Origin of the sequence: Paraburkholderia sp. SG-MS1 (assembly GCF_012275575.1) — a bacterium.
In the GTDB taxonomy this organism is placed as follows: domain Bacteria; phylum Pseudomonadota; class Gammaproteobacteria; order Burkholderiales; family Burkholderiaceae; genus Paraburkholderia.
Window position 1 is genome coordinate 1 of sequence record NZ_NPIH01000277.1, and the last position, 19,247, is coordinate 19,247.

Annotated in this window: 17 protein-coding genes; 16 read left to right on the forward strand and 1 reads right to left on the reverse strand. The window is 64.1% G+C overall.

What is annotated here, in order from left to right:
* The 5 genes from CIC12_RS29235 to CIC12_RS29255 form a co-directional block, all read left to right on the forward strand.
* The coding region (locus CIC12_RS29235) for an SPOR domain-containing protein (RefSeq protein WP_174772243.1) at positions 1 to 459 on the forward strand (459 nt) is incomplete at its 5' end.
* 159 nt (positions 460 to 618) lie between these two features.
* Positions 619 to 1,257: a thiol:disulfide interchange protein DsbA/DsbL gene (locus tag CIC12_RS29240; RefSeq protein WP_168669474.1), complete on the forward strand. Its 639-nt coding sequence runs from the start codon at positions 619 to 621 to the stop codon at positions 1,255 to 1,257.
* Positions 1,258 to 1,272: 15 nt separating this feature from the next.
* Positions 1,273 to 2,046, forward strand: a complete 774-nt coding sequence (locus CIC12_RS29245) for an SDR family oxidoreductase (RefSeq protein ID WP_168669475.1) — start codon at positions 1,273 to 1,275, stop codon at positions 2,044 to 2,046.
* A 3-nt stretch (positions 2,047 to 2,049) separates the two neighbouring features.
* Complete coding sequence (locus CIC12_RS29250) at positions 2,050 to 2,868, forward strand: helical backbone metal receptor (RefSeq protein ID WP_168669477.1); 819 nt, start codon at positions 2,050 to 2,052, stop codon at positions 2,866 to 2,868.
* A gap of 229 nt (positions 2,869 to 3,097) precedes the next feature.
* On the forward strand, positions 3,098 to 4,684 hold the full coding sequence (locus CIC12_RS29255; protein WP_168669479.1) for an ABC transporter substrate-binding protein: 1,587 nt from the start codon (positions 3,098 to 3,100) through the stop codon (positions 4,682 to 4,684).
* Between the two features lie 86 nt (positions 4,685 to 4,770).
* On the opposite strand, the gene CIC12_RS29260 is transcribed toward CIC12_RS29255, so the two are convergent.
* Positions 4,771 to 5,844, reverse strand: a complete 1,074-nt coding sequence (locus CIC12_RS29260) for an MBL fold metallo-hydrolase (RefSeq protein WP_168669481.1) — start codon at positions 5,842 to 5,844, stop codon at positions 4,771 to 4,773.
* Between the two features lie 190 nt (positions 5,845 to 6,034).
* On the opposite strand from CIC12_RS29260, the gene CIC12_RS29265 reads away from it, so the two are divergent.
* The 11 genes from CIC12_RS29265 to bioD all read left to right on the forward strand — a co-directional run bounded on the left by CIC12_RS29265 (position 6,035) and on the right by bioD (position 19,236).
* Entirely contained in the window at positions 6,035 to 6,439 is a 405-nt protein-coding gene (locus CIC12_RS29265; protein WP_168669483.1) for a MerR family transcriptional regulator, read from the forward strand.
* A gap of 265 nt (positions 6,440 to 6,704) precedes the next feature.
* A complete protein-coding gene (gene aceK, locus CIC12_RS29270) occupies positions 6,705 to 8,546 on the forward strand; it encodes a bifunctional isocitrate dehydrogenase kinase/phosphatase (protein WP_168669535.1) in 1,842 nt (613 codons plus the stop codon).
* A gap of 92 nt (positions 8,547 to 8,638) precedes the next feature.
* Positions 8,639 to 9,415: a carbonate dehydratase gene (gene can, locus CIC12_RS29275; RefSeq protein WP_168669485.1), complete on the forward strand. Its 777-nt coding sequence runs from the start codon at positions 8,639 to 8,641 to the stop codon at positions 9,413 to 9,415.
* Positions 9,408 to 10,628, forward strand: a complete 1,221-nt coding sequence (locus CIC12_RS29280) for an acetyl-CoA C-acetyltransferase (protein ID WP_168669487.1) — start codon at positions 9,408 to 9,410, stop codon at positions 10,626 to 10,628. The genes can and CIC12_RS29280 overlap by 8 nt, the downstream gene beginning before the upstream one ends.
* A 59-nt stretch (positions 10,629 to 10,687) precedes the next feature.
* The gene (locus tag CIC12_RS29285; protein ID WP_168669489.1) at positions 10,688 to 11,365 is read left to right on the forward strand and encodes an SDR family oxidoreductase; all 678 of its coding nucleotides are present in this window, start codon (positions 10,688 to 10,690) and stop codon (positions 11,363 to 11,365) included.
* Between the two features lie 12 nt (positions 11,366 to 11,377).
* Positions 11,378 to 12,508: an acyl-CoA dehydrogenase family protein gene (locus tag CIC12_RS29290; protein ID WP_168669491.1), complete on the forward strand. Its 1,131-nt coding sequence runs from the start codon at positions 11,378 to 11,380 to the stop codon at positions 12,506 to 12,508.
* A 25-nt stretch (positions 12,509 to 12,533) separates the two neighbouring features.
* Complete coding sequence (locus tag CIC12_RS29295; protein WP_446728050.1) at positions 12,534 to 12,962, forward strand: YchJ family protein; 429 nt, start codon at positions 12,534 to 12,536, stop codon at positions 12,960 to 12,962.
* A gap of 618 nt (positions 12,963 to 13,580) precedes the next feature.
* On the forward strand, positions 13,581 to 14,891 hold the full coding sequence (locus tag CIC12_RS29300; protein WP_168669495.1) for a dienelactone hydrolase family protein: 1,311 nt from the start codon (positions 13,581 to 13,583) through the stop codon (positions 14,889 to 14,891).
* Between the two features lie 1,062 nt (positions 14,892 to 15,953).
* On the forward strand, positions 15,954 to 17,315 hold the full coding sequence (gene bioA / locus CIC12_RS29305; protein WP_168669497.1) for an adenosylmethionine--8-amino-7-oxononanoate transaminase: 1,362 nt from the start codon (positions 15,954 to 15,956) through the stop codon (positions 17,313 to 17,315).
* Positions 17,315 to 18,499: an 8-amino-7-oxononanoate synthase gene (gene bioF, locus CIC12_RS29310; protein WP_168669499.1), complete on the forward strand. Its 1,185-nt coding sequence runs from the start codon at positions 17,315 to 17,317 to the stop codon at positions 18,497 to 18,499. The genes bioA and bioF overlap by 1 nt, the downstream gene beginning before the upstream one ends.
* A gap of 8 nt (positions 18,500 to 18,507) precedes the next feature.
* A complete protein-coding gene (gene bioD, locus CIC12_RS29315) occupies positions 18,508 to 19,236 on the forward strand; it encodes a dethiobiotin synthase (RefSeq protein ID WP_446728051.1) in 729 nt (242 codons plus the stop codon).
* The last annotated feature ends 11 nt before the right edge of the window (positions 19,237 to 19,247 follow it).

Here is a 19,247-nt window from a genome sequence, read left to right on the forward strand (position 1 = left end):
GTGCCGCCGTCGGCAGGCAATGCAAACGGTACGGCGGTCGCGCCGAAGCCTTCGCAGGATAACGGCACGGCCGCCGTGCCCGCTCCGGCGAAAAAGCCGCAAGCCTCCAGCGCGCCGGCCGCCACCGCGGCGGGCTCCGCGCCGAAGAGCACCTCGGCGCCGGCTACCGCGAACGCCGCCAAGCCGGGCGCGAGCGCGGCGCCAGCGCCGGGCGATGCGAACACCGGCTACTTCCTGCAAGTGGGCGCGTACAAGACCGCAGCCGATGCCGAACAGCAGCGCGCGCGTCTGGCGTTCCAGGGCTTCGAGTCGAAGGTGACCCAGCGGGATGCGGGTGGCGTGACGTACTATCGCGTGCGCATTGGACCGTTTTCGAAGTTCGAAGACATGAATTCGAGCCGTCAGCGTCTGTCAGACGCGGGCGTGGACACTGCCGTAATCCGCTTCACCAAACAATAAACAAACCGTAAACGTCGGCACGCGCGGCCACCGAAACTATCGGTGCGCCGTGCGTGTCACAACTCGTCGGACAGTTGCAACGTCCATTGCAGAATCTGAAAACGGTGACGGGCATTGGCGTGGCGCCACCGTTTCTCCGCCTACTCGAGTCAACACAACATGAAAAAACTGCTGAGCATTCTGTTTCTTTCGCTGGGTCTGATTGCCGCCTCGGCACAGGCGTCGCCGGCCGCGCCGGTGTCGGGCAAGGACTACACCGTGCTGGCTTCGCCGCAGCCTACGGATGTGCCGGCCGGCAAGATCGAAGTCATCGAGTTCTTCTGGTACGGCTGCCCGCACTGCAACGAATTCAACCCGTACCTCGAAGCATGGGTGAAGAAGCAGGGTCCGGACGTCGTGTTCAAGCGCGTGCCGGTCGCCTTCCGCGACGACTTCATTCCGCACTCGAAGATGTTCCATGCGCTCGACGCGCTCGGCGTCGTGAACGAACTCACGCCGAAGATCTTCAACGAAATCCACGTCAACAAGAACTACCTGCTGACGCCGGAAGAGCAGAGCAAATTCCTCGCGAAGCTCGGCGTCGATCCGAAGAAGTACATGGAAGCGTACAACTCGTTCTCGACGCAAAGCGCGCTGCAGAAAGACAAGAAGATGCTCGACACGTACAAGATCGACGGGGTGCCGACGCTGGCCGTCCAAGGCAAGTATGAAACCGGCCCGGCCGCGACCGACAGCCTGCCGGGCACGATCCAGGTGCTCGACTATCTGGTGCAGCAAGTCCGCGCCAGGAAGATGTAAAGACGAGGCGCCGGAATGAGTTCACCGCTGAAGGTTTTCATTACCGGCGCTTCGAGCGGCATCGGCCTCGCGCTCGCCGCCGACTATGCGCGGCGCGGCGCGATTCTCGGCCTGGTCGCCCGCCGCGGCGACGCGCTCGCCGCGTTCCAGCAGTCCCATCCGCACAACACCGTCTCCATTTATTCCGTCGACGTTCGCGACGCCGAAGCACTCGCCGACGCGGCCACGCAGTTCATTGCGCAACACGGCTTGCCGGATATCGTGATCGCCAACGCCGGCATCAGCCGCGGCGCCGTCACCGGGCAGGGCGATCTGCGCACCTTCCGCGAAGTGATGGACGTCAACTACTTCGGCATGGTCGCCACCTTCGAGCCTTTCTCCGCCGCGATGGTCGCCGCGAAGCGCGGCACGCTAGTCGGCATCGCCAGCGTCGCCAGTGTGCGCGGCTTGCCGGGCTCGGGCGCCTATAGCGCGTCGAAGTCGGCGGCGCTCAAGTATCTCGAAGCGTTGCGCGTCGAGATGCGGCCGCACGGTGTCGGCGTCGTCACCATCGCGCCGGGCTATATCCGCACGCCGATGACCGAGCACAACCCGTACACGATGCCCTTCCTGATGGACGCCGACCGTTTCGCCGCAAAGGTCGCACATGCGGTCGAGCGGCAAACGGCGTTCGCGGTGTTTCCGTGGCAGATGCGCATCGTCGCAATGCTGCTGCACGTGCTGCCGCGCTGGCTCTATGACCGCGCGTTCGAACGCGCGCCGCGCAAGCCGCGCGTCATTGCCGAATAAATCATGCAACCGCGTGCGGTCGATGCAGCCGGCGTCGCGCACGAAACAGCGGGCGCCCACGCGCGCATTGTCTCGCTGGTGCCGAGCATCACCGAAACGCTTTTTGCACTTGGACTCGACCGGCAGATCGTCGGACGTACCGGCTTTTGCGTGCATCCACACGACAAGGTGCGCGAGGTCCGCAAAGTCGGCGGCACCAAGGCCGTCAAGCCGGACGCGATTCGCGCGCTGCGCCCTACCCACCTGATCGTCAATATCGACGAAAACGAGCGCGATACCGTCGAGCAATTGCGCGCGTTCGTGTCGCATATCGTCGTCACTCATCCGCAGACACCGCAGGACAATCTCTCGCTTTACGCGCTGCTGGGCGCGATCTTCGACCGTAGGCACGAAGCTCAAAGGCTGTGCGAAAGACTCGAAGCCCGGCTGCGCGAAGCCGCGGCGCAGGCTTTCGCCGCACAAAACGTGCTGTATCTGATCTGGCGCGAGCCGTGGATGAGCGTGGCGCGCGACACCTATATCGCCTCGATGCTGCAGATCGTGAACTGGCACACGCAGCCGGATGTGCGCGGCGGAGCGGCGGGTGCCGCGCGTTATCCGGTGCTCGACTTCGACGACGCGCCGTGGCTCGCCGATGTCGACCGTATCCTGCTGTCCAGCGAGCCGTATCGCTTCACGCAGACGCACCGCGACGCGCTCGCGCGTGATCCGCGGCTGGCGGGCAAGCGCATCGAGCTGATCGATGGCGAAATGGTGTCGTGGTACGGCGTGCGCGCGATAGAAGGCATCGCTTATCTGAAGCGGCTTGCGTCAACGCCCTGAGTGCGGACGCCCGCTCTCCATATGGATATGCGGATTATGTTGTTGTCGCCATAATCTCCCTTCGATAAGCTTTCGCGAAGGCGCGCGGCGCGCATGACCGAGGATCACCCGCCCCATGCGCGAGCGCCGGAAACGTATCACAATCAGGGCGGCGTCGACGCCCGCCCCTCGTCACCGGAACAACACAAACCAGACGCACCGACTGACTGCGCTCGTTATGGGAGAACCTATGCGCTTCAAACTGCTCGCAGCCGCCCTACTGTTCACGGCGCCTGCGCTCGTGCTCGCCAAACCGCTGACCGTCTGTACCGAATCGAGCCCGGACGGCTTCGACGTGGTGCAGTTCAATTCGCTCGTCACGACCAATGCGTCGGCCGACGTGATCTTCAACTCGCTGGTCTCGTACGACGAGGCCGCGAAGAAGGTCGTGCCGGCGCTGGCCGAGAAGTGGGACGTGAGCGCCGACGGCCTCACCTACACGTTCCATCTGCGCCCGAACGTGCAGTTCCAGACCACCGACTACTTCAAGCCCACCCGCGCGCTGAACGCCGACGATGTCGTCTTCACGTTCGACCGCATGCTCAGCGACAGCAATCCGTGGCACAAGGTGGCGGGCGCGAGCGGCTTTCCGCATGCGCAGTCGATGGGCTTGCCGAAGCTGATCAAGTCGATCAGCAAGGTCGACGAGAACACCGTCAAGTTTGAACTGACCGTACCGGATGCGACCTTCGTGCCGATCCTGACGATGGGTTTCGCATCGATCTATTCGGCCGAATATGCCGACCAGTTGCTCAAGGCGGGCAAGCAGACCGATCTGAACGCGAAGCCGATCGGCACCGGCCCGTTCCTGCTCAAGAGCTACACGAAAGACGCGGTGATCCGCTACGACGTGAACCCGACCTTCTGGGGGCCTAAGCCGAAGATCGACCGCCTGATCTACGCGATCACGCCGGACGCCACCGTGCGCGCACAGAAAGTGAAAGCGGGTGAATGCCAGATCGCGCTGTCGCCGAAGCCGCAGGACCTCGCCGACGCGAAACAGGACAAGTCGCTCGCAATCGTTCAAACGCCTGCGTTCATGACCGCGTTCGTCGCGTTGAACACGCAGAAGAAGCCGCTCGACAACCAGAAGGTGCGCGCGGCGCTGAACATGGCGTTCGATCGCAGCACCTATCTGAAGACCGTGTTCGACAACACCGCGACGCCGGCCACGAACCCGTACCCGCCGAATACGTGGAGCTATAACAGGTCGATCAAGGGCTGGCCGTACGATCCGGTGAAAGCGAAGAAGTTGCTCGCCGATGCGGGCTATCCGAACGGCTTCGAAACGACCATCTGGGTGCGGCCGAACGGCAGCGTGCTGAACCCCAATCCCAAGGCCGGCGCCGAATTGCTGCAGGCCGACTTCGCGAAGATCGGCGTGAAGGCGGACGTGAAGGTCATCGAATGGGGCGAGCTGATCAAGCAGGCCAAGCAAGGCCAGCATGATTCGCTGTTCATGGGATGGGCCGGCGACAACGGCGATCCGGACAACTATCTGACGCCGCTGTTCAGTTGCAACGCGGTGAAGTCGGGGATCAACTTCGCGCGCTTCTGCGATCAGGATCTCGACAAGCTGATCACCGACGGCAAGGCCACACCGGATCAGGCCAAGCGCACCAAGGCCTATGAACAGGCGCAGCAGATCATCCACGATCAGGCGCTTTGGATTCCGCTCGGCTATCCGACCGCCTCGGCCATCACGCGCACGAACGTCAGCGGTTATCACGTGAGCCCGTTTGGCCGGGTCAACTTTGGGACGGTCGCGGTGCAGTAATTCGCGCTTGCCTGAAGGTACACAGAAAAAAGCCCGGTTTGCACAACCGGGCTTTTTTTATCGACACATCAAGGCGATCTCTTCACTCACGACGCCGAAAAACGGATCACACCGTCCGCGTCCTCGCTGCGCTTCAAGTCGCCCGCGAGCCACAGCAGATGCAAATGCGCGAGCGCCTCACCCAGTGCGAACGTCATCTGATGGATGTCGAGCTGGCGCTTGAACATCAGCGGCACGATGTCGGCGGCGCTTTGCGGTTTCTGAGCGCATGCTTCGCGCACTTCGGCCAGGCGCGCATCATGATGCTCGCGCAGTTGCCGGATGCGCGTGCGCACGCCGCGAAACGGCCTGCCATGCGACGGCAGCACCAGCGTCGCTTCAGGCATGGTCTCGTACCGGCCGAGCGACTCCAGATACAGCGCGAGCGGCGAGCCCTCCGGCTCGATATCGAACACCGACACGTTGGTCGAAATGCGCGGCAGCACCATGTCGCCGGAGATCAGCACACCGGTCTCTTCGCAAAACAACGCGCAGTGTTCCGGCGAATGGCCGAAGCCCGTCACCACCCGCCACGTTTCGCCGCCGATCTTCAGGCCATCGGCTTCGCGCAGACGCCTGTATTGCCCCGGGATCGCCGGCACGAGGCTCGAGTAGTAGCTCTTGCGATTGCGCAGTTTCTCGAGCGAATCCTCATCGTTCAGACCGTGGCGCGCGAAGTGCCGCGCCGCCGCCTCGCCGCCTGCGTTCGAACCGTCACCTGCGGCCATCACGCGAGCCTGCATGTATTCGCCGAGCGTCATCCAGAGCCGTGCGTCCCAGCGCTTCCTGTCACCGCCGCTGCACACCCAGTGCGCGAGGCCGATATGGTCCGGATGGCAGTGCGTGACGATCACGCGCAACACCGGCAGGCCGTCGAGCAGCGAGTCGAACACGCTTTCCCAGTTCTGCTTGATCGTGTCCGACGTGATGCCGCAATCCACCACCGTCCAGCCCTGCTTGCCGTCGATCTCGTCGCGCAGCAGCCACAGGTTGATGTGGTCGAGCGCGAAAGGCAACGGCATGCGCAACCAGAACACGCCGGGCGCGACTTCCATCGTCTGGCCGGCTTGCGGAAGGCTGTCGTCGAATGGGTATTGGAGTTGATGTTCGAGTGCATTCATTGGGGATGTCTTCCTCCGTCGGCCGTCCGGCATGGCGAGGTGTGCGATGCCTGTCGGCGTGGTTGTGGCGCGCGCCTGCTGTCTCGCGCCGTGGTTGCAGCAATGGTTGCGTTCAGCGCAGGTTGACGATAACGTAAACGTCGATTCTATCGTCCAATCCGATTTTCTGCCCGGCCACGGGATGTCCCGTATGAATACGCAATACACGATCACCGAGCTCGCGCGGGAATTCGACGTCACGCCGCGCGCGATCCGCTTCTACGAAGATCAGGGTTTACTCTCGCCGAGCCGCGAAGGGTCGAGTGGATTACGGCGCGTCTATTCAGGCCGCGACAGAACGCGCCTGAAGCTCACGCTGCGCGGCAAGCGGCTCGGCTTCACGCTGTCGGAAATCCGCGAATTGCTGGACGTGTACGAATCGCCGACCGACACCGTGCCGCAATTGCACGCGTTTCTTGCCACGGTGGCGCGTCATCGGGAGGTATTGGAGCGTCAACTGGAAGACCTGAACGCGACGCTCGAAGATCTCGCGCAATACGAAGCCCAGGCGCGCGCGTTGCTCGATGGTGGCGCACGCGAGGCTAAACCCGCATAAACGCGGCATGACGTGGCGCGGCACGAGCCGCTAAACGCAATGTAACGCAGTCAAACGCCGCACGAAGCACATTTTTTTAGCGGGATTTGCGCCGGTTAGTGATGCCAAGCCGGCGCATTGAGCGAAGATAGCCGGAAAGTCGGTGAACGTCCGAGAACGCCCGCAAGGCGGCAGGGCGCGAGCCGAGCGGCGCGATGCGTCGCGGGCCCACCCGGACGATACAATCACGGGTGTCTTCACGACACGGGACGAATGCACGGTCGACATGAATCACTTCCCCAAACTGCTGTCGTCGCAAATCGGCTTTGACGTCGCCCAGACGATGCTCGAAGGATTCGACCGCCATTACCGGATCTTTCGCGACGCCGCGGTCCACGCGAAGACGCTTTTCGAAACCGGCGACTGGCACGGCCTGCAAAAGCTCGCGCGCGAGCGCATTACCTCGTACGACGAGCGCGTCGAAGAATGCGTCGAACTGCTCGAAGACGAGTACGACGCGGAACACATCGACGGCGAAGTGTGGCAGCAGATCAAGCTGCACTACATCGGTCTCCTGACCACGCACCGCCAGCCCGAATGCGCGGAAACGTTTTTCAATTCAGTGTGCTGCAAGATCCTGCACCGCTCGTATTTCAACAACGACTTCATTTTCGTGCGCCCCGCCATCTCGACCGAATACATCGAGAACGACGAGCCGGCGGCGAAGCCGACCTATCGCGCGTACTACCCCGGCAAGGACGGACTCGCCGCGACGCTCGAGCGCATCGTCACGAACTTCCAGCTCGACCCGCCGTTCGAAGACCTGACGCGCGACGTCGGCTGCGTGATGCAGACAATCCACGACGCGTTTGGCGTCTTCGACGAAGCGCCGAACTTCCAGATTCATGTGCTGTCGTCGCTGTTCTACCGCAACAAGTCGGCGTATATCGTCGGACGGATCATCAACGGCGATGCGCTGCTGCCGTTCGCCGTGCCGCTGCGTCACGTGAAGCCGGGCGTGCTCGCGCTCGACACCGTGCTGCTCAGGCGCGAGCAATTGCTAATCATCTTCAGCTTCTCGCATTCGTATTTCCTCGTCGACATGGAAGTGCCGTCCGCTTACGTCGAATTTCTCGGCACCATCATGCCGGGCAAACCGAAGGCGGAAATCTATACGTCGGTGGGTTTGCAGAAGCAGGGCAAGAATCTGTTCTATCGCGATCTGCTGCATCATCTGTCGCATTCGAGCGATCCGTTCATCATCGCGCCCGGCATCAAGGGGCTCGTGATGCTGGTGTTCACGCTGCCGTCGTTCCCGTATGTATTCAAGCTGATCAAGGACAACTTCCCGCCGCCGAAAGACACCACGCGCGCGCAGATCCAGGCGAAGTATCAGCTCGTCAAACGGCACGACCGCCTCGGCCGCATGGCCGACACCCTCGAATATGCGAGCGTCGCGTTGCCGGTCGCGCGGCTCGATGAAGCGCTCGTGCGCGAACTCGAAAGGGAAGTGCCCTCGCTGCTCGAATACGAGGGCGAGAATCTCGTAATCCGCCACATGTACATCGAGCGCCGCATGGTGCCGCTGAACCTGTTCCTGCAAAACGGCAACGACGACGACGTCGAGCACGGCATCAAGGAATACGGCAACGCGGTGAAGGAACTGATACAGGCGAACATCTTCCCCGGCGACATGCTGTACAAGAACTTCGGCGTGACGCGTCATGGCCGCGTCGTGTTTTACGATTACGACGAAATCGAATATCTGACCGACTGCAACGTGCGCGCGGTGCCGGCGCCGCGTAACGAGGAGGACGAAATGTCGGGCGAGCCGTGGTACTCGGTCGGCCCACACGACATTTTCCCGGAGACGTACGGCACATTTCTGCTCGGCGACCCACGCGTGCGCCGCTCCTTCATGCAGCACCACGCGGACTTCTTCGATCCTGCGCTATGGCAACGGCACAAGGATCATCTATTGAGAGGCGAACTGCCCGACTTTTTCCCGTACGACAGCCACGAGCGCTTCTGCATCCGCTATCCGGAACGCTTTGCCGATGCATCGGCATCCGCTTCACCGGATACACCGCACGCGCCACCCGACGAGCGCAGCGTACGCGCGGCGTGAAGCCTGCGCCGCCCGCCTCGTTAAATGCATCGTCCGAATTTTATGTAACGACTTCGACCGGTCAATCGGTCGAGAAACCACCAAGACGCATCATGAACACAAACGCTTCAAGCTCCTCCCATCCGCTCTCGCATCTGTTCGACAACAACGACGCGTGGGTCGCCCGCAAGCTGTCCGAAGACCCGGAATTCTTCTCGCGCCTCGCGCATCAGCAGGCGCCGGAGTATTTGTGGATCGGCTGCTCGGACTCGCGCGTGCCGGCGAACCAGATCATCGGCTTGCCGCCGGGCGAAGTGTTCGTGCACAGAAACATCGCCAACGTGGTCGTGCATACCGATCTGAACTGCCTGTCGGTGATCCAGTTCGCCGTCGATCTGCTGAAGGTCAAGCACATCATGGTGGTCGGCCACTACGGCTGCTCCGGTGTCGCCGCGGCGCTGCACGGCCGCCGCGTGGGTCTCGCCGACAACTGGCTCGCGCACGTGCAGGACGTGCGCGCGAAGCACGCCGCGCTGATCGAAGAATGGCCGCTAGGCGAAGCGCGGCATCGGCGGCTCGTAGAACTGAATACGATCGAACAGGTGGTGAACGTGTGCCGCACCACCATCGTCAACGATGCGTGGGCGCGCGGCCAGGAACTGACCGTGCACGGCTGGGCGTATGGCGTGCATGACGGCAAGATCCGTAACCTCGGCATGACGATCAGCGACGCGGCCGCACTTGAAGCAACCTATAAGGAGTGTGTGGCCGCCGTGTCGGCGAGCGGCCCGCGCAACGCGGACAACGACATGGTCGCCGCGGACGCGGCGCAGCTCGGCGACCTGCCGGCCATCGTCGAAGGTGTGATCAAGGAGCTAAGACATGAGTGAGACAGACATGAGTGAAAAGCGAACCGAAGCGCAGGCTGATCCGGTTGTCATCGTGAGCGCCGCGCGCACGCCGATGGCGGCATTTCAGGGCGACTTCGCATCGCTCACCGCGCCGCAACTCGGCTCGGCGGCGATCGAAGCCGCCGTGCGGCGCGCGGGCCTCAAGCCCGACCAGATCGACGAAGTGGTGATGGGCTGCGTGCTGCCCGCCGGCCTCGGCCAGGCGCCCGCGCGGCAAGCCGCGCTCGGCGCCGGCCTGCCTTTGAGCACCGGCAGCACCACGGTCAACAAGATGTGCGGCTCCGGCATGCGCGCGGCGATGTTCGCGCACGACATGCTGGCCGCCGGTTCGGTCGACGTGATCGTCGCGGGCGGCATGGAGAGCATGACGAACGCGCCGTATCTGCTGCCGAAGGCGCGCGGCGGCATGCGCATGGGTCACGGCCAGGTGATCGATCACATGTTCTACGACGGTCTCGAAGACGCGTACGAAAAAGGCCGGCTGATGGGCACCTTCGCCGAGGAATGCGCGGCGTCGTTCGACTTCACGCGTGAGGCGCAGGACGCGTTCGCGGTCGAGTCGCTCAACCGTGCAAAGCGCGCAAACGAAGACGGCTCGTTTGCGTGGGAAATCGCACCGGTCAAAGTGGCGAGCCGCAAGGGCGAGGTCACGATCGATCACGACGAGCAGCCGTTCAAGGCTAACCTCGACAAGATTGCGACGCTCAAGCCCGCGTTCAGCAAAACCGGCACGGTGACGGCGGCGAATTCGTCGTCGATTTCAGACGGCGCCGCCGCGCTCGTGATGATGCGCGAATCGACGGCGAAGCGTCTCGGCGTCGAACCGATCGCACGCGTGGTCGGCCACTCGACGTTCGCGCAGGAACCGGCGAAGTTCACCTCCGCGCCGGTCGGTGCGATTCGCAAGCTGTTCGAGAAGAACAGCTGGCGTGCCGACGAAGTCGATCTCTATGAGGTGAACGAAGCATTCGCCGTCGTGACGATGGCCGCGATGAAGGAACACCGCTTGCCGCACGATAAGGTCAACGTGAACGGCGGCGCTTGCGCGCTCGGCCATCCGATCGGCGCATCCGGCGCGCGCATTCTCGTCACGCTGATCGGCGCGCTGAAGCGGCGCGGCCTGAAGCGCGGCGTCGCGACGCTGTGCATCGGCGGCGGCGAGGCGACGGCGATGGGTGTCGAACTGGTTTGACGCGTGGATCGTGGCAATCGCCGCCTCTCGAAGCGGCGTCCTGAAAGCTGAGGTGTTCGATGAAGACAGTGCTGATCGTCGGTGCGTCGCGTGGCATCGGCCAGGAATTCGTCCGGCAGTACCGGCATAGCGGCTGGCGCGTGCTCGCTACCGCGCGCGACGGCGCCGCGCTCGATGCGCTGAACGAACTGGGCGCGCAAACGTTCGCGGTGGACGTGACCGCACCCGAGGAGATCGCCGCGCTCGGCTGGAAGCTCGACGGCGAACGGCTCGATGCTGCAATTCTGGTGTCGGGCGTGTACGGCCCGCGCACCGAACGCATCGAGACGATCACCGCCGAAGACTTCGATCACGTGATGCACACCAACGTGCGCGGTCCGATGCAATTGATGCCGATCCTGCTGCCGCTCGTCGAAGAAGCGGGCGGTGTGTTCGCGGTCCTCTCCAGCAAGATGGGCAGCATCGCGGAGCCGAGCGGCACGAGCGGCTGGTTGTATGGCACGAGCAAGGCGGCGCTGAACGATGCGCTGAAGCTCGCGTCGCTGGAGGCAAAGCGCGCGACCTGCGTGTCGTTGCATCCCGGCTGGGTGCGCACCGACATGGGCGGCGCGCAAGCCGCCATAGACCCGGCGCGCAGCGTCGCCGGCATGCGTGAGGTGCTCGCGCAGGCTGCGGGCGCCCGCGATGCGTTCAACGGCCGCTTCTATCAATACGACGGCACGCAACTCGACTGGTGAGGAGACCGCGCCATGGTGCTTGATCAGGATCACCTGATGGTCCGCGACGCGCTGCGCACCTTCGTGCGCGACGCGATCGCGCCGCATGCGGCCACGTGGGACCGCGAGCGCACGTTTCCGCGCGACGTGCACCGCCAGCTCGCCGAACTCGGCGCCTACGGCGTGCTGGTGCCCGAAGCGTATGGCGGCGCCGGCATGGATGCGCTGGCGCTCGCGCTGATCCTCGAAGAGATCGCGGCGGGCGACGGCGGCACGTCGACAGCCATCTCCGTGAACAACTGCCCGGTGTGCAGCATCCTGCTGAGCTACGGCAACGACGCGCAGAAACGCGACTGGCTTACGCCGCTGGCGCGCGGCGAGATGCTCGGCGCGTTTTGCCTGACCGAGCCGCAAGCCGGCTCCGACGCGTCCGCGTTGCGCACCACCGCCACCCGCGACGGCGACGTGTACGTGCTGAACGGCGTCAAACAGTTCATCACGAGCGGCAAGAACGGCGACGTCGCGATCGTGATGGCCGTGACCGACAAGGCGGCAGGCAAGCGCGGTATCAGCGCGTTCATCGTGCCGACCAGCGCGACGGGCTACATCGTCGCGCGCGTCGAAGAGAAGCTCGGCCAGCATTCGTCGGATACCGCGCAGATCGTGTTCGAAGACTGCCGCGTGCCCGCCGCGAATCTGATCGGTGCAGAAGGCGAAGGCTACCGGATCGCGCTGTCGGGGCTCGAAGGCGGGCGCATTGGTATCGCGGCACAAAGTGTCGGCATGGCACGCGCCGCGTTCGACGCCGCCTTGAGCTATGCCAGGGAACGCGAGAGCTTCGGCGCGCCGCTCTTTTCGCACCAGGCCGTGCAGTTCCGTCTCGCCGACATGGCGACGCAACTCGAAGCCGCGCGTCAATTGATCTGGCACGCCGCGTCGTTGAAAGATGCCGGTCAGCCGTGCCTCACGCAAGCCGCGATGGCCAAGCTGTTCGCCTCCGAAGCCGCCGAGCGGATCTGTTCGGCAGCCCTGCAGATTCATGGCGGCTACGGGTATCTCAGCGACTTCCCGGTCGAGCGGATATATCGCGACGTGCGCGTGTGCCAGATCTACGAAGGCACCAGCGACATCCAGAAAATATTGATCGCACGCGGTCTTGACTGAACGCTTAATGAGTAGACCATTGCCGATGCAAAGACCCTCCGACTGCCCCTGCAGCGGCACCGTGCCCGGACAGCGCAGCGGCGTCAAAGCACCCCGCTTCGCGCAATGCTGTGGCCGCTACATCGACGGCGGCGAGGCGGCGCCGCGCGCACTCGAACTGATGCGCTCGCGTTATAGCGCGTATGTTGTCGGCGCAACGGACTATCTGCGCGCCACCTGGGCGCCGCACACCTGCCCCGCCGATCTCGACGCGGACCCCGCCGCGCCCGACGCGCCGCGTTGGCTCGGACTGCAGATCAAGGCCTTCGCCGAAACCGACGCGGATCACGCAACCGTTGAATTTGTCGCGCGGTACAAGGTGGGCGGCCGGGCGCACCGGCTGCACGAATTGAGCCGCTTCGTGCGCGGCGAGGACGGCCGCTGGCGCTACGTCGATGGCGACGTCCGCGAGTAGTGCGCGGCACGCGAACCTTTCGCGATCTTTCACGACGCAGCGGCGCGCATTGCGCCGCGATCAAATAAGGCCCTCATTGCAGGGCTTTTTTTCGTGTTGGCCCGGCACCACAGCCCGCGTGCCGAGCCGCCTGTCGCTTGATCCGGCAACGATCCCGTCCTCGTCCAGCCACTACCTGGCCACGCGGCGAACGAGGCCTCTCAGCGACGCCGACATCAGCTCGAAACACGAGCGGCAATTTTTTCGGCGCGGGTTCTCCTTGATTGCACAAAACAAAATTGTCGTGCCAGGATGAGGCCGTAGCTTCATGACGTCACGTTGCGAGAGCCGGCCAAACCCGCTCCGCAAAATGTGCAGGAAGCCCTGCCGCATACCAGACAGTGTGGATGCGGCGGCGGCTCCGGGCAGCAGGTGTGGCGCTCATCATCGGCGCGTGGGGTCGCGTCGGCCGTTTGGGTTCATCCCGTGCGATCTCGATTGGCATGCGTGCGCTTGGCGCACTGCATACGCGAGTGTGTTTTTGTTTGTCGAAAACGCCGGCGAAAGGAAAACGTCAGCAATTAAATCGGCAAGCGGACATCACGGTGTTCAGGGCAGGTCTTCGAGGCAGGTGCGTCAATGGTGTTCAGCAAGGTTCTGACGATGTGTGCGGTGATCTGTGCAGCGGCCACGTGCGCTGTCGCAGTCGCGCACGCCGATCCGCTCGGCGAGGCGTACGCAGCCCCGCACGCCGACGCGCAGGCGGGACCGCTGGCACGCGCACACGTGCCGCGCATCGCGCTCGACGACGACGTCTACCTGCCCACCGCGCGTCTGAACGAACAGATCATCCGCGTGCCGGTGGACGCCGCCGGCACGATCACGCTCGAAACGACGATCTACAAACCGGACGGCGCCGGCCCGTTTCCGATGATCGTGTTCAACCACGGCAAGATTCCCGGCGATCCGCATACGCAGGAGCGCAGCAACCCGCTGCCGCTCGCGCGCGAGTTCGTGCGTCGCGGCTACGTGGTGGTCGCGCCGAACCGCCAGGGCTTCGGCCATTCGGACGGCGTGTACGAGCAGGATGGTTGCGATGTCGAACGTAACGGCATTGGCCAGGCCGGCGACGTCGCGGCAACGATCAACTACATGTCGAAGCAGCCGTATGTGGACGCGGCGCATATCGTCGTGGCGGGCACCTCGCACGGCGGTCTCGCGACCATGGCCTACGGCACCGAGGCGGCACCGGGCGTGCGGGCGCTGATCAATTTTTCGGGCGGCTTGCGGCAGGACGCCTGTACTGACTGGCAGAGCAACCTGACGCACGCATTCGGCGCGTATGGCGAGAAGACCACGGTGCCGTCGCTGTGGATGTACGGCGATAACGATTCGGTCTGGAACGCGCCGCTGGTGGCCGGCATGTATGCCGCGTACAGCGCGCACGGCGCGAGCGCGAAGATGGTGGATTTCGGCAAGTACAAGAACGATGCGCATCGGCTCGTTGGCGACCGCGATGGCGTGCATGTATGGTGGCCGGCTGTCGAGGCGTTCCTAGCGCGCGTCGGGATGCCCACGGGCGTGCAGTATCGGGTGGCTGATCCGTCGGCGCCGAAGCCGAGCGGCTTCGCCGCCGTCGACGCGGTGGATGCCGTGCCCTTCGTCGATGAAGGCGGGCGCAATGGCTATCGGAACTTCCTGCATCAGTATCCTAGCCGCGCGTTTGCCGTATCGGATTCGGGCGCGTGGTCGTGGGCTGAGGGCGGGGATGATCCGATGTCGGTGGCAGTTGCCAACTGCCAGAAGCAGAGTTCGGATCCTTGCCGGTTGTATGCGGTGGATAACTCTGTGGTTTGGGGGGCTCAGTCTTCGCAGACGGCTGACGGGGCGCAAGGTTCTGCCGGTGGCGGGGATGCCGATGGGCGGCGGGCTATTGCTAGTCGGAATTGAGGTGGAGGGGGTTTTTGCCTGCTCGGCGTTTGGTTCTGTCTGCGCTCTTCGGGTGTTGGCCTTTCCTTGATGTCACGGTGGTCTATTGGCGTTGCCCCTGTGCGGGGCGGCACCTACTTTCTTTGCATGCCGCAAAGAAAGTAGGCAAAGAAAGCGGCTTCACACCGCTAATTCTTAAGCGGGGTCCCTTGGTTTGGAGGGGGCAGTGGACCATCTGGAATCCGTGCCCCCCGCACATTCAACCTCAGTGACAAAGCAGTCATTCTTCCGGCGACGCTTCGCGCGCCGACGCGGTCCCTCCTAAAACCGTGAGCTCATTTTTCCGGCGTGCGTACTTCCTGAAGCCTTGAAAGCCGACCCTTCATGTGGCAGTTGGCTGTCATTCGCTTTTCTCGCTCGCCCCCCAACGCGCCTTTGTTTACGCCGCCTCGCCGAGGCGAAGTTGATAGCCCCGCCGCATACGGATAAAGCCGTTGGTTTCCCACGCATACCCATCCGCGACGCACACAGTGCGGAGTGGGAGCGGATGACGGCTTTGTCACTGACGCGGAGTGTGCGCGGGCACCGATTCCAGATGGTCCACTGTCCCCTCCAAGCCAGGGGACCCGCTTAAGAATTAGCGGTGTGAAGCCGCTTTCTTTGCTTACTTTCTTTGCGGCGGCAAAGAAAGTAAGTGCCGCCCCGCACAGGGGCAACGCTAATAGACCACCGTGACATCAAGGAAAGGCCAACACCCAAAAACCCCACCCAAAGCGCCGAGCAGGCAAAAACCCCAAGATTCCCGCCGATACCCCCAACTACTTTGCCGTCGCCAACTCCGCCGAACGGCGACCTTCCGCGACGAACACAAACCACCTGCACCGAACAGCGCCAAACCCCGGCCCCGCAAGCAAAAGCGCCCATTGTGCCGCTAGTGCACAGCACGAAATAAACCGCTAATCTCGACCCCGCACGCTCGCCAAGGCCGCGCGCAGCGCCAAAAAAAGTGGCGCACGCCACAGCTGAAATGGCCCAGAAAGCCACCTCGCGCAGCGCGCAAGAAAAGCACTTCGGAGTACCGTTTTGGAAAAATCAGCCGCATCGCCCGTCGCCCCTGAAGACTGGGTCGCCCGCAGCCTGCGTGCCGTATGGCACCCCTGCACCCAGATGAAGCACCACGAGCGCCTGCCGCTCGTGCCCGTTGCCCGCGGTCAAGGCGCGTGGCTCTACGATCGCGCCGGTCATCGCTACCTCGACGCGATCAGCTCCTGGTGGGTCAACCTGTTCGGCCACGCGAACCCGCGCATCAACGCCGCGCTCAAAGACCAGCTCGATACGCTCGAACACGCCATGCTCGCCGGCTGCACGCACGAGCCGGCCATCGAACTCGCGGAGCGCCTCGGCGCACTCACCGGCAATACGCTCGGCCACGCGTTCTTTGCGTCGGATGGCGCATCCGCCGTCGAGATCGCGCTGAAGATGAGCTTCCACACGTGGCGCAACCGAGGCTTCGCGGACAAGCAGGAATTCGTCTGCATTGCCAACAGCTATCACGGCGAAACCATCGGCGCGCTCGGCGTCACCGATGTCGCGCTGTTCAAGGATGCCTACGATCCGTTGATCCGTCACGCGCACGTCGTGGCCTCGCCCGATGCGCGCCTCGCGCAACCCGGCGAGAGCGCCGCCGACGTCGCGCGCCGCGCGCTCGATCACGTCCGCTCGCTGTTCGAAACGCGCGCCGCCCGCATCGCCGCGCTGATCGTCGAGCCGCTCGTGCAATGCGCGGCCGGCATGGCGATGCACGACGCGTCGTACCTCGCAGGTCTGCGCGCGCTCTGCGATCAGTACGGCGTGCATCTGATCGCCGATGAAATCGCCGTCGGTTGCGGTCGCACCGGCACGTTCTTCGCGTGCGAGCAAGCCGGCATCTGGCCGGACTTTTTGTGTCTGTCCAAAGGCATCAGCGGCGGCTACCTGCCACTGTCGATCGTGCTGTCGCGCGATGAAATCTTCGCGGCCTTCTATCACGACGACACCGCGCGCGGCTTCCTGCACTCGCATTCGTACACCGGCAATCCGCTCGCGTGCCGCGCGGCGCTCGCCACGCTCGATCTGTTCGCGAGCGACGACGTGCTCGCCGCCAACGCACGCAAGTCCGCGACGCTGAAGGCCGCGCTCGCACCGCTTGCAGCACACGAGCAGGTCCGCAACCTGCGTCAGTGCGGCACGATCTTCGCGTTCGACGCGGTGATCGACGATGCTCTGCATGCCAAAACGTTTTCGCGCCGCTTCTTCGAAAACGCGTTGCAGCGCGAACTACTGCTGCGCCCGATCGGGACCACCGTGTATCTGATGCCCCCTTACATCCTCGACGACGAAGAACTCGCGCTGCTCGCCTCGCGCACACGCGAAACCTTCGACGCCACGCTCGCGGAGGTCCGCTGATGCATTTGCTCGACACCCTCACTGAAGGGCTCAAGGAACTCGACGAACGCGGTCTGCGCCGCCGACGCCGCACCGCCGACACGCCGTGCGCCGCCCACATGACGGTCGATGGCCGCGCGATGATCGGCTTCGCCAGCAACGACTATCTCGGCCTCGCCGCGCATCCGCAACTGATCGAGGCAATCGCCGAAGGCGCACGTCTTTACGGCGCGGGCAGCGGCGGCTCGCACCTGCTCGGCGGCCACTCGCGCGCGCATGCGCAGCTCGAAGACGATCTCGCGGCATTCACCGGCGGCTTCGTCGATAACCCGCGCGCGCTCTACTTCAGCACCGGCTACATGGCGAATCTCGCGACGCTCACCGCGCTCGCGGGCCGCGGCACGACGCTGTTCTCCGACGCGCTGAATCACGCGTCGCTGATCGACGGCGCGCGCCTGTCACGCGCCGACGTGCAAATCTATCCGCACTGCGATATGGACGCGCTGAGTGCGATGCTCGACGCGTCGGAGGCGGACGTAAAGGTGATCGTCTCCGATACCGTGTTCAGCATGGACGGCGATATCGCACCCTTGCCGCGCCTGCTCGAACTCGCGGAACAGCACGGCGCGTGGTTGATCGTCGACGATGCGCACGGCTTCGGCGTGCTCGGTCCGCAAGGCCGCGGCGCCATCGCACAAGCCGCGCTGCGCTCGCCAAATCTGATTTCCATCGGCACGCTCGGCAAGGCGGCCGGTGTCTCGGGCGCGTTCGTCACGGCGCATGCAACCGTCATCGAATGGCTCGTGCAGCGCGCGCGTCCCTACATCTTCACGACGGCGTCGGTGCCGGCTGCCGCGCATGCGGTGTCGGCGAGCCTGCGCATCATCGGCGGCGATGAAGGCGAGACGCGCCGCGCGCATCTTCAGCAACTGATCGAACGCACGCGCGCGATGCTCAAAGCGACGCCGTGGCTGCCGGTCGATTCGCATACGGCCGTGCAGCCGCTCATCATCGGTGCGAACGACGCCACGCTCGACATCGCGGCCACGCTCGATCGCGCGGGCCTGTGGGTGCCAGCGATCCGTCCGCCGACCGTGCCCGCCGGCACGTCGCGGTTGCGCATTTCGCTGTCGGCCGCGCACTCGCATGCCGATCTCGACCGTCTCGAAGCCGGCCTGCAACAACTCGGAGCGCAAGCGGCATGAGCGGCGACGTGAATACCATCGGGCCAGCACTGTCGTTCTTCGTCACCGGCACCGATACGGAAATCGGCAAGACCTTCGTTTCGTCGGCGCTGTTGCGCGGCTTCGTTCGCGAAGGCCTGCAAGCCGCCGCGATGAAGCCGATCGCCGCCGGCGCATTCGAACTGAACGGCGTGCTGCATAACGAAGACGCGGATCAACTCGACGCCGCGTCGAACGTGCTGCTGCCGCCCGAGCTGCGCACGCCGTATCTGCTGAAGGAACCGGCCGCGCCGCACATTGCGGCCGCGCTGGAAAACGTCACGCTCGATCTCGATCACATCGTCGCGTGCCATGCACAGGCCGTGCAGCGCGCGGAGATCGTCGTCGTGGAAGGCGTCGGCGGCTTTCGCGTGCCGCTGACCGCCACTCAGGACACCGCCGACCTCGCCGTCGCGCTGAAGCTGCCGGTCGTGCTGGTGGTCGGCATGCGTCTGGGCTGCATCAGCCATGCGTTGCTGAGCGCCGAAGCGATCGCCGCGCGCGGACTTACGCTCGCCGGCTGGGTCGCCAATCGCGTCGATCCCGACATGACGTTCCCCGACGAAAACATCGCGTCGATCCGCGAGCATCTCGCACGCGCTTACGACGCGCCGTTGCTCGGCATCGTGCCCCATTTGAGCCCGGCTGCGCCCGAACGCGCGGCGGATCAACTCGACATCGACCGGCTTTTGCAGACGCTGCGCCACGCGCAGTGCTGAACCACACCCCA

What these genes read in the sequence shown, in the direction of transcription:
- CIC12_RS29240 (WP_168669474.1), top strand. Translation starts at nt 619, where the DNA reads ATGAAAAAACTGCTGAGCATTCTGTTTCTTTCGCTGGGTCTGATTGCC.
- CIC12_RS29245 (WP_168669475.1), top strand. Translation starts at nt 1,273, where the DNA reads ATGAGTTCACCGCTGAAGGTTTTCATTACCGGCGCTTCGAGCGGCATC.
- CIC12_RS29250 (WP_168669477.1), top strand. Translation starts at nt 2,050, where the DNA reads ATGCAACCGCGTGCGGTCGATGCAGCCGGCGTCGCGCACGAAACAGCG.
- CIC12_RS29255 (WP_168669479.1), top strand. Translation starts at nt 3,098, where the DNA reads ATGCGCTTCAAACTGCTCGCAGCCGCCCTACTGTTCACGGCGCCTGCG.
- CIC12_RS29260 (WP_168669481.1), bottom strand. Translation starts at nt 5,844, where the DNA reads ATGAATGCACTCGAACATCAACTCCAATACCCATTCGACGACAGCCTT.
- CIC12_RS29265 (WP_168669483.1), top strand. Translation starts at nt 6,035, where the DNA reads ATGAATACGCAATACACGATCACCGAGCTCGCGCGGGAATTCGACGTC.
- aceK (WP_168669535.1), top strand. Translation starts at nt 6,705, where the DNA reads ATGAATCACTTCCCCAAACTGCTGTCGTCGCAAATCGGCTTTGACGTC.
- can (WP_168669485.1), top strand. Translation starts at nt 8,639, where the DNA reads ATGAACACAAACGCTTCAAGCTCCTCCCATCCGCTCTCGCATCTGTTC.
- CIC12_RS29280 (WP_168669487.1), top strand. Translation starts at nt 9,408, where the DNA reads ATGAGTGAGACAGACATGAGTGAAAAGCGAACCGAAGCGCAGGCTGAT.
- CIC12_RS29285 (WP_168669489.1), top strand. Translation starts at nt 10,688, where the DNA reads ATGAAGACAGTGCTGATCGTCGGTGCGTCGCGTGGCATCGGCCAGGAA.
- CIC12_RS29290 (WP_168669491.1), top strand. Translation starts at nt 11,378, where the DNA reads ATGGTGCTTGATCAGGATCACCTGATGGTCCGCGACGCGCTGCGCACC.
- CIC12_RS29295 (WP_446728050.1), top strand. Translation starts at nt 12,534, where the DNA reads ATGCAAAGACCCTCCGACTGCCCCTGCAGCGGCACCGTGCCCGGACAG.
- CIC12_RS29300 (WP_168669495.1), top strand. Translation starts at nt 13,581, where the DNA reads ATGGTGTTCAGCAAGGTTCTGACGATGTGTGCGGTGATCTGTGCAGCG.
- bioF (WP_168669499.1), top strand. Translation starts at nt 17,315, where the DNA reads ATGCATTTGCTCGACACCCTCACTGAAGGGCTCAAGGAACTCGACGAA.